This is a genomic window from Aminobacter sp. Piv2-1, assembly GCF_037625995.1.
Taxonomy (GTDB): Bacteria; Pseudomonadota; Alphaproteobacteria; order Rhizobiales; family Rhizobiaceae; genus Aminobacter.
Genome location: NZ_JARKMU010000011.1, coordinates 180,929 through 191,125, shown reverse-complemented (window position 1 = coordinate 191,125; position 10,197 = coordinate 180,929). Strand labels below are relative to the sequence as shown.

6 protein-coding genes are annotated in these 10,197 nt (G+C 65.5%); 3 read left to right on the top strand and 3 right to left on the bottom strand.

Going from position 1 to position 10,197, the window contains the following annotated elements; translation table 11 throughout:
- Positions 1–150 precede the first annotated feature (150 nt).
- Together AmiPiv_RS20030 and uvrA are read right to left on the bottom strand one after the other, a co-directional pair.
- A complete protein-coding gene (locus tag AmiPiv_RS20030; RefSeq protein ID WP_340040211.1) occupies positions 151–960 on the bottom strand; it encodes a DUF72 domain-containing protein in 810 nt (269 codons plus the stop codon).
- Positions 961–1,018: 58 nt separating this feature from the next.
- Entirely contained in the window at positions 1,019–3,943 is a 2,925-nt protein-coding gene (gene uvrA / locus AmiPiv_RS20025; RefSeq protein WP_340040209.1) for an excinuclease ABC subunit UvrA, read from the bottom strand.
- 807 nt (positions 3,944–4,750) lie between these two features.
- Between uvrA and AmiPiv_RS20020 the strand changes: the two genes are divergently transcribed.
- Complete coding sequence (locus tag AmiPiv_RS20020; protein ID WP_340040207.1) at positions 4,751–5,485, top strand: aspartate/glutamate racemase family protein; 735 nt, start codon at positions 4,751–4,753, stop codon at positions 5,483–5,485.
- 36 nt (positions 5,486–5,521) lie between these two features.
- Here AmiPiv_RS20020 and AmiPiv_RS20015 read toward each other — a convergent pair whose 3' ends face one another.
- Positions 5,522–6,166 carry a VOC family protein gene (locus tag AmiPiv_RS20015; RefSeq protein WP_340040222.1) on the bottom strand — a complete coding sequence of 215 codons (645 nt, stop codon included), beginning with the start codon at positions 6,164–6,166 and terminating at the stop codon, positions 5,522–5,524.
- A 321-nt stretch (positions 6,167–6,487) separates the two neighbouring features.
- Here AmiPiv_RS20015 and ssb point away from each other — a divergent pair, with 321 nt between their 5' ends.
- Positions 6,488–7,075, top strand: a complete 588-nt coding sequence (gene ssb / locus AmiPiv_RS20010; RefSeq protein WP_340040205.1) for a single-stranded DNA-binding protein — start codon at positions 6,488–6,490, stop codon at positions 7,073–7,075.
- Positions 7,076–9,470: 2,395 nt separating this feature from the next.
- Entirely contained in the window at positions 9,471–9,893 is a 423-nt protein-coding gene (locus tag AmiPiv_RS20005; RefSeq protein ID WP_340040203.1) for an OsmC family protein, read from the top strand.
- Positions 9,894–10,197 lie beyond the last annotated feature (304 nt).

Below are 10,197 nucleotides of genomic sequence, written 5' to 3'. Positions count from 1 at the left end.
ACCATCGATGCCCTGTGGAAGGCCATCGGTGACATCTGCAATCTCTTCTCGCCAACAGAATGCAGAAACTACTTCAACGCCGCTGGATATGGACTCATATGAAAGTCCGTCGCTCTAGAAGGGTGGGAAGGAAGCAACGCGGCGCCCGGCTCAGCCGCCGTTCACCCGCTTCATCAGCGCGATCGCGCCATGCGGGGCGCGCACCTTGCCCTCGGTGATGAAGAAGACGAAGACGTCGCGCGGCTTGACGGGCGCGTCCGTCGACGGGTCGGCGCGGGGCAGGTCGGCCGGCACGCTGCCCTCCGCCCAGGTTTTCGCCCGTGCGGCCCAGTCGTCCAGCCCTTTCGGCGTGTAGCAGTCGGGGTTGTCGTCGCTGCCGGTCTGCAGGCGCGCATAGACGAAGTCGCCGGTCACGTCGGCGATCGCCGGGTAGGTGGCGTGGTCGGCATAGACGATTGCCGCGTTGTGCTTGCGCGCCAGCGTCACGAATTCGGGCACGACGAAGCTCGGATGGCGGACCTCGACGGCGTGGCGCAGCGCGATGCCGTCCTGCTTCTCCGGCAACAGCTTCAGGAACGCCTCGAAGTCGTCATGGTCGAACTTCTTGGTCGGCGCCATCTGCCACAGGATCGGCCCGAGCTTGTCGCCCAGCGCGGTGATCCCTTGCGTGACGAAGCGCGTGACCGACTCGCCGGCCTCCGCCAGTACGCGGCGGTTGGTGACGAAGCGGTTGCCCTTCAGCGTGAAGACGAAGCCGTCCGGCGCCTCGCTGGCCCATTTGAGGAAGGTCGGCTCCTTGAATCCCGAATAATAGGTGCCGTTGACCTCGATCGCCGGCACCTGGCTGCTGGCAAACGGCAGCTGCTTCGCCTTGGACAGCTTGTCCGGATAGAACGTGCCTTCCCAGGGCTCGAACGTCCAGCCGCCCATGCCGGCGCGGATTTTTCCTGAAGCGGTCAAGATGATACCCCCGTTCTCCGATCTGTCCGTTCTCGGCTGGCGGCCATCGGTGCCGCGCCTACTCCGCCGCTTCCCGTTTCCGCGCGCCCGGCCTTCTCTCCAGCAGCTCCTTGAGGAACTGGCCGGTGTAGCTGCGCGGCGCGGCGACGATGTCCTCCGGCCGGCCCGCGGCCACCAGTTCGCCGCCGCCGTCGCCGCCCTCGGGGCCGAGGTCGAGCACCCAGTCGGCGGTCTTGATGACCTCGAGGTTGTGCTCGATGACGACGACCGTGTTGCCCTGTTCGACCAGTTCGTGCAGCACCTCGAGCAGCTTGGCGACGTCGTGGAAGTGCAGGCCGGTGGTCGGCTCGTCGAGGATGTAGAGCGTCTTGCCGGTCGCCTTGCGCGACAGCTCCTTGGCGAGCTTGATGCGCTGTGCCTCGCCGCCGGACAGCGTGTTGGCCTGCTGGCCGATATGGATGTAGCCGAGGCCGACCTGGTCGAGCGTCTTGAGCTTGTCGCGCACGGCGGGCACCGCCGCGAAGAACTCGACGCCTTCCTCCACCGTCATGTCGAGCACGTCGGCGATCGACTTGCCCTTGAACAGCACTTCCAGCGTCTCGCGGTTGTAGCGCTTGCCGTGGCAGACGTCGCAGGTGACGTAGACGTCGGGCAGGAAGTGCATCTCGATCTTGATAACGCCGTCGCCCTGGCAGGCCTCGCAGCGGCCGCCCTTGACGTTGAAGGAGAAGCGGCCCGGCTGGTAGCCGCGCGCCTTGGCCTCCGGCAGGCCGGCGAACCAGTCGCGGATCGGCGTGAAGGCACCGGTGTAGGTGGCAGGATTGGAGCGCGGCGTGCGGCCGATCGGCGACTGGTCGATGTCGATGACCTTGTCGAGGAACTCCAGGCCCTCGATGCGGTCGTGCTCGGCCGGGTGCTCGCGCGAGCCCATGATGCGGCGCGACGCCGCCTTGAACAGCGTTTCGATCAGGAAGGTCGACTTGCCGCCGCCCGACACGCCGGTGACGGCGGTGAAGGTGCCTAGCGGGATTTCGGCGGAGACGTTCTTCAGATTGTTGCCGCGCGCCCCGACCACCTTGATGCGCTTGTTCTTCTTGAGCTCGCGCCGGCTCGGCGGCGTGGCGATCTCCAGTTCGCCCGACAGGTACTTGCCGGTGATCGAATTGGGGTTGGCCATGACCTGCTGCGGCGTGCCCTCGGCGATGATCTCGCCGCCGTGGATGCCGGCGGCCGGGCCGATGTCGACGACATAGTCGGCGGTCAGGATCGCGTCCTCGTCATGCTCGACGACGATGACCGTGTTGCCGATGTCGCGCAGGTGCCTGAGCGTGTCGAGCAGGCGGGAATTGTCGCGCTGGTGCAGGCCGATCGACGGCTCGTCGAGCACGTAGAGCACGCCGGTCAGGCCCGAGCCGATCTGCGAGGCGAGCCGGATGCGCTGGCTCTCGCCGCCGGACAGCGTGCCGGAGTTGCGCGACAGCGTCAGGTAGTCGAGGCCGACGTCGTTGAGAAAGCGCAGCCGCTCGCGGATCTCCTTGAGGATGCGCACCGCGATCTCGTTCTGCTTGTCGTTCAACTGCGCCGGCAGCGCCTCGAACCAGGCGTTGGCCTTGCGGATCGACTGCTCGGTGACCTCGCCGATGTGCCTGCCGCCGATCTTGACGGCCAGCGACTCGGGCTTGAGGCGGTAGCCCGAGCAGGCCGGGCAGGGAGTGGCCGACATGAAGCGCTCGATCTCTTCGCGCATCCAGGCGGATTCGGTCTCCTTCCAGCGCCGCTCGAGGTTGGGGATCACGCCCTCGAAGGTCTTGGTCGTCTTGTAGGAGCGCAGGCCGTCGTCATAGTTGAAGGTGATTTCCTTCGTGCCGGTGCCGTGCAGGATGGCGTCCTGCGCCTCCGCCGACAGCTCGCGCCAGCGGTCGCCGAGCTTGAAGCCGTAGACCTTGCCGAGCGCTTCCAGCGTCTGGGCGTAATAGGGCGAGGTCGACTTGGCCCAGGGGGCCACCGCTCCCTCGCGCAGTGAGACGTGGTCCTCGGGCACCACCAGCGCCTGGTCGATGGCGCGCTGCGAGCCCAGGCCGTCGCAGGTCGGGCAGGCGCCGAACGGGTTGTTGAACGAGAACAGCCGGGGCTCGATCTCGGGGATCGTGAAACCCGACACCGGGCAGGCGAATTTCTCCGAGAAAAGAATGCGTTCGTGGGTTTCGTTCGCGCTCTTGTTGACCGAGTCCTCGCCGGTCAGGCTGGCGTCCAGCGGCCGGTCGGCGAATTCGGCGACGGCCAGGCCCTCGGCGAGCTTGAGCGCCGTCTCCATCGAATCCGCCAGGCGCGTGGCGAGGTCGGGGCGCACGACGATGCGGTCGACCACCACGTCGATGTCGTGCTTGTATTTCTTGTCCAGCGCCGGCGCGTCGCCGATCTCGTAGAAGGCGCCGTCGATCTTGACGCGCTGGAAACCCTTCTTCTGCAGCTCGGCCAGCTCCTTCTTGTACTCGCCCTTGCGGCCCCGCACGATGGGCGCGAGGATGTAGAGGCGGGTGCCTTCGTCCAGCGCCAGCACCCGGTCGACCATCTGCGAGACGGTCTGGCTCTCGATCGGCAGGCCGGTGGCCGGCGAATAGGGCACGCCGACACGCGCGAAGAGCAGGCGCATGTAGTCGTAGATCTCGGTGACGGTCCCGACCGTCGAGCGCGGATTGCGCGAGGTCGTCTTCTGCTCGATCGAGATCGCCGGCGACAGGCCGTCGATCTGGTCGACGTCCGGCTTCTGCATCATCTCCAGGAACTGGCGGGCATAGGCCGAGAGGCTTTCGACATAGCGGCGCTGGCCCTCGGCATAGATGGTGTCGAAGGCGAGCGACGACTTGCCCGAGCCCGAAAGGCCGGTCATGACGATGAGCTTGTCGCGCGGCAGGTCGAGATCGACGTTCTTGAGATTGTGCTCGCGCGCGCCGCGAATGGAAATGTACTTATGATCGGCCATGGCCGGTCCGCCGCCTCAAATCTGGATGTCTCGGAGTGGCGGGCGAGCCCGGCCATCCCCCTATGTAGGTATTTCCGACGCCCGGTCGAGAGCGGCGCCGAGCACACCGCCAAGCGTTTAAGCGCCTTTGGCGCCGGCGGGCAAGCGAAAAGAACAAAGGCCGAACGACATCCTGACAACGGTATGGCAGGAGCGGGGCAGGGCGGAGACCCGGAAAGACGGGGTGCCGTTCACATTTTTCCCGTCTAACAATGTTGCTGTTGACGTGGCCGAATCAGCGATGCAGACTGCACTTGTCGCCCGATGCCGAGCCCGTTCAATGGCTCCTCACCATGCTACGGACGGTCTGCGAGACGCCGCAGACACGCGAGTTGAGCAGAAGGCGTACGTTTGGCGCAACCGACGTAGGAGCTAGGCATGACTCCACCGGACAGTCCCGAAAGGTTCCGCTAGAGAGACGGAGCCGCGGCAGGCGCAGGTGCCTGGCCGTTCCTGAGTGAACAGCCCCGCAGACCGTGACCTGCTGTCCCCCATACAATCAGAAACCGTAGTCGGATCGGTGGCCGTGAGCCACGAGCATCCGAGAGAGCAAAGCCGGTAAACCGCTCCCGGCAATCAAGGGTAAAACCCGACAAAAGGCCCCGTGCGCTTCAAGGAGCGGCGGGGCCATATTTTTGCGCCCCATATCTTGCGCCGATAGTCTCACGGCGCATTCTTTACGGCGGAATTTCTCGGGCGGCGGCGCTTGTCTTCCCGGCAAGGCATTCCGACCTGATCCGCCAGGCCCGACCGAGCGAGGGGAGAACCATGGCCGAACGCCAGACGCAGCTCATCGGCTTGATCGGGGGCATGAGCTGGGAATCCAGCGCGCTCTACTATCGTCTCGTCAACCAGGCGGCGCATCGGCGGCTGGGCGGGCATCACAATGCACGCTCGCTGATGTTCACGCTCGACTTCGACGAACTGAACGATCTCGCCGCCAGGGGCGACTGGGAGCGGGTCGCCGCGGTGGTTTCCATTGCCGCGCGGCATCTCGAGGCCGGCGGTGCGGCCTTCGCCATGCTGACGGCGGTGACGCCGCACTTCGTCGCCGACAAGATCGCTGCGGCCATCGGGATCCCGTTGCTGCACATCGCCGATCCGACCGGCAGGGCGCTCGAGGCCGCCGGGCACAGACGGGCAGGGCTGTTGGGCACGCGCTACACGATGGAGCTCGGCTTTCTCGGCGAAAGGCTGGAGAAGCAGTTCGGCATCGAAGCGCTGGTGCCGCCGGAGGACGAGCGGGCCGCCTTGCACCGCGTCATCATCGAGGAACTGACACTCGGCGTGGTGAAGCCGGACTCGAAGGCGCTGCTGTTGCAACTGGCCAAGGGGCTGGCGGAACGGGGGGCGGAATGCATCGTCGTCGCCTGCACCGAGTTGCCGCTGCTGCTCGCCATGGAACACTACCCGATGCCAGCCTATGACATGGTCGAGCTTCATGCCGAGGCGGCGGTCGAGCTTGCCCTCGCGCAAGACCGAACCGGTCGGCTGGAAGGCTAGCGACCCGCTGATGTTTCCCGACGGCGTGCCGCCTGCCTAATCCGCCGGTCCGGCAAACAGGATCAGGTTGCCATCGGGGTCGAGCACGATGAAGTTGCGGGCGCCCCACGGCTCTTTTCGCAGCGTCTGGTGAAATTCCACCCCTGCGGCGTGGAATTCCGCAAACAGCTCTTTGATCTCGCTTGCGGTTGCGACGGTGATCGAGGCTGAAAGCAGGTGCTCGCGCCGACGGATGTCGCCGACAAAAACCGGTTCGCAGACCAGCCGCAGGGCAATGCGCGCATGGTCGCGAACGATCTGGGCGTAGAAGGGCGGTTCGCCATAAGCGAAATCGACGGCAAAACCGAGCCTTTCGGTGAAGAACGCGCAGGACGCGGCCATGTCGGCAACGAACAGCTGCGCCGAAATCGCAGCAAGGATGGGCGGCTGCGCCGGCACGTCTCGTCGGCTCATGTCATCGGCTCCCGATTTGAGCGCCTGCCAGCCGTCGAAGCCCTGTTGCCGCGCGACCAGCTCCTGCGCGTCGCTGAGCTTGAAGTTCGCCTGCATGATCTGGCCGTCGTAGAGGCCGGCGAACCGGGGCAGGCCGGCTCTCAACTCGGCGGCGACCGGGTAGTAGCCCTGGCGATGCCAGCGGAGATATTGCTTGGCCTGCTTTTTGAGGTTTTCGAGGCTCGGCATGGGCGCAATTGCAGTTGGGTGTTTCCCAGGCGGGCATTGCCCTTTCGGCGTTCTGCCGATGCGCCCCATGAAGCACGCCAACGATGCCCTCGGCATTCGCAGCTGTCAATCTGGTGCACCAGCTTGGTGTGATGGCCAATGCGGACAATGCTGCCGGCTCTTGCCAATGGTTGTGGACTGATATAGAACAAAATAAGAACGAAAATGACTTGTGGACGGCATGTCCTTTTCCACCCGCAGGGGGCGCGGGCGGATGGCGCATTGGGCTAATGTGCGCCCTCACAATTTGGATCTGGTTTCGGACGAGCGCGGAGCGGTGTCATGGCAGGTAGCGTCAACAAGGTCATTCTGGTCGGCAATCTGGGCGCGGATCCTGAAATCCGCCGGCTCAATTCCGGCGAACCGGTCGTCAACCTGCGTATCGCCACCTCGGAAAGCTGGCGCGACAAGAATTCAGGCGAGCGCAAGGAGAAGACCGAGTGGCACCAGGTCGTCATTTTCAATGACAACCTCGCCAAGGTCGCCGAGCAGTACCTCAAGAAGGGCATGAAGGTTTACATCGAAGGCCAGCTCCAGACCCGCAAATGGGAGAAGGACGGCATCGAGCGCTACACCACCGAAATCGTGCTGCAGAAGTTCCGCGGCGAGCTGCAGATGCTCGACGCGCGCGGCCAGGGCGGCGACTCCGGCTATAGCGGTGGCGGAGGCCAGGTCGGCTATAGCGGTGGCGGAGGCCAGGTCGGCTATGGCGGCGGGCAGGGCGGTGGCTATGGCGGCGGCCGTGGCTCCGATTTCGGCCAGTCGAGCCCGACCGAGGGTTACGGCCGCGGCGGCGGTGGCGGCAGCCGCGGTGGCACGGGCGGCGGTGGCGGCGGTTCGCGCGACCTCGACGACGAGATCCCGTTCTGATCGCGACGGGTAGATTTTCGACGGACCAGGACGTTGTCGACGTCAGGTTCGTCGAGCGGCCCGCCCCGAGCCATCAGGCCTAAGCCGAAGCAGCGGCCGTCGTCGCTTGGGCTGCACCGACGCGATGTTCGGCGAGCGGCCCGCACAAGAGCCATTGGGTCTAAACCGAGGCAGCGGCCGTCGTCGCTGGGGCTGCGCCGACGTGATGTTCGTCGAGCGGCCCGCCCCGAGCCATCAGGCCTAAGCCGAAGCAGCGGCCGTCGTCGCTTGGGCTGCACCGACGCGATGTTCGCCGGACGGCCCGCCCCGAGCCATCATCAGGTCTAAACCGAGGCAGCGGCTGTCGTCGCTGGGGCTGCGCCGATGTTCGGCGAGCGGCCCGTCCGGATCCATCGGGTCCCCGGCGAGGCGGCTTTTGTGGCCGGGGCTGCGCCGATGTCAGGTTCGTCGAGCGGCCCACCCTGAGCCACTAGGTCTAGGCCGAGGTAGAGCTGTCGTGGCCGGGGCTGCCAGTCAGGTTTTGGCGGTCGAGGCCTGTCGTCCGTTCATTGGGGGGACGCCGCGAGGGCGGTAGCGCAACCCGTCCAATGCGATCGGCGGTTCTGCGGTCATGCTCGACCTTCGACATAATAGGTGCAGCCTTGCGGCCGTCATCGACGCTGCAGCCAAATCGCCAGCGCAAGCTGCTTATCCTTGCGACCTTGCAGGTTGGCCGAACGCGTAGACGCGGGGTCGTCATCCTAGGGCGAAGCAGGCGCGTGAGCGCCGTCGCGAAGACCCTGGGATCCATGCCGTGACATCTGTCTTCGCGGGTGGAAACCTTTCCCACGGGGCCGAGGATTTTTCCATCTGTGCCGGTCCTTCGTCTTGACCTGCCTGAGGGTCGTCCATTTCAAAGTCGCGATCTTTCCCACCCTCCTCTGGGCTGCCGCCGTTCGTCGTTCGAAAAGCCAAGCAATTGGCTTTTCGTCGCCTTCGGCGACCACTCCTCACCCCCCCCCACAAGGGGGGGAGATCAGCCGTCATCGGCGCGACAGCCAAATCGCCAGCAGCTGCTTATCCTTGCGACCTTGCAGGTTGGCCGAACACGTAGACGCGGGGTCGTCATCCTAGGGCGAAGCAGGCGCGTGAGCGCCGTCGCGAAGACCCTAGGATCCATGCCGTGACATCTGTCTTCGCGGGTGGAAACCTTTCCCACGGGGCCGGGGATTTTTCCATCTGTGCCGGTCCTTCGTCTTGACTTGCCTGGGGGTCGGCCTCCCTCTGGGCAGTTCCGCCGTCACGCCCGTTTCTGCCGGCTCTCAGGGCAATTCTCCTGCAACGCTGGTGGTTGGGAGGGGCGCCGATGACGGCCTAATCTCCCCCCTTGTGGGGGGTGAGGAGTGGTCGCCGAAGGCGACGAAAAGCCAATTGCTTGGCTTTTCGAACGACGAACGGCGGCAGCCCAGAGGGGGGAAGAAATGAGGCGTAGAAGGTCTGCCTCCCGCGTGCCCCGTCCCCTTGTCAGTAGCTCTGTCAGCAATGTGCGTGGAAAAACCCGTCCGCTTTTCCACCCCTCCAGAACCTCCCGTATCATTGTGCTTGCGATCTTCCACGGGACCCCGGTGCGCACCGGGCATCGGGGGGAAGCGCCGGTGCCGGGCTGGCGGGAGGTCGGTTCTCCTCGCTGGGTGATGAGCCCCCAAGCCCGGGCCTCGCGGCGGCTGGGCGGCAGAAATGCCGAGGCGACTGAGCGGGGCAAGCAGCCGGGCGGGGCGCGGACGTCGCGCCACGTTACTAGATTATCGGCAGGCTCGGCCTCGCGCCCCGCTTCCCGAACTTTTTCCCTAGCAATGGCCAGACCGGAAACGGGGCGTGGCAATGGAGGGGTGCGAAATGTTGGAATGCCGCATTCCTTCGCGCCCCATCTGTCCTGAGCCTGTCGAAGGGCCGGCCATCTCCCCCTACAAGGGGGGAGATCAGGCTGTCATCGCGGCTTTTGCCAATCGCCGACGTCGCAGGACGGGCGGAGCGGTGAAGCTGCCAATCTCCCCACCTGTGGGGGAGATGGCCGGCAGGCCAGAGGGGGGCAACGTAGGGTGAGGCGTGCGTGACTTTCCCTCCCCTTGAGGGGAGGGTCGATCCGCGCAGCGGATCGGGGTGGGGTCGCCCGAGGCAGCGCGCGACGCCCCTTCGATGGCGGAGGTGCCGAGCACAGGGAGGTGGAGGGGGTGCCCTCATACGCAAAAGCGATCGAAGACGAAGCAACTTGCGGGCCGTAATCATTGCTTCAAGCTTTAGTCATCTCCGCTGCTGCTCCTTGCGCGTCCGGGCCGGTCGCGCTAGCTGACTCGACGGAACCTGCGGGCCGGCTGCCCGCCGGATTACTTTTTTTGAGGTAGAAGGATATTTTCCCGTGAAAGCACGCATCAAATGGGTCGAGGACCGCACCTTCGTCGGCGAGTCCGGCACAGGCCACAAGCTGGTGCTGGGAACCTCTCACGGAGCCGAGGGCAGGACACCCGGGCCGAGCCCGATGGAGTTGGTGCTGATCGGCACGGGCGGCTGCTCCGCCTATGATGTCGTGCACATCCTCGAAAAGGGTCGCGAGGCGGTCGAGGACGTCGTGGTCGAGCTCGAGGCGGACCGTGCCGACACCGAGCCGAAAGTGTTCACGAAGATCCACATGCACTACATCGTCAAGGGCAGGGGGCTGTCGCACGACAAGGTCAAGCGCGCTATCGAGCTTTCGGTCGAGAAGTATTGCTCGGCGTCCGCGATGATGGCCAAGACGGCCACGATCACCCACGACTTCGAAGTGGTCGAGACCGCCGGCTGAGGGCGCAACAGCCCAGGCGCGTCGGGCGAGGGGCGGTTCCAGGGTGCGCCTTGAGTGAGGGCGGCCGCGCGCGGACACCGGCAACCCCTGGCCTTGTTGGCCGTTGACGACCCGGAAGGGATGAAACGAGCCAACAAGGAGACACAGAGGCCCGCCAAGACCTGGCGTGCCTCGTTCGTATGGCGAACCCGCCGGGTAGGGGGAAGCGCTGTGTCCCCGCCGAGATCGGACCAGACCAGGCGCGAACTGGCCCGAGTTCCCGCACTGCCGCGACCACAAGTTGCGGCTCCCGCGGTCGGCCGGG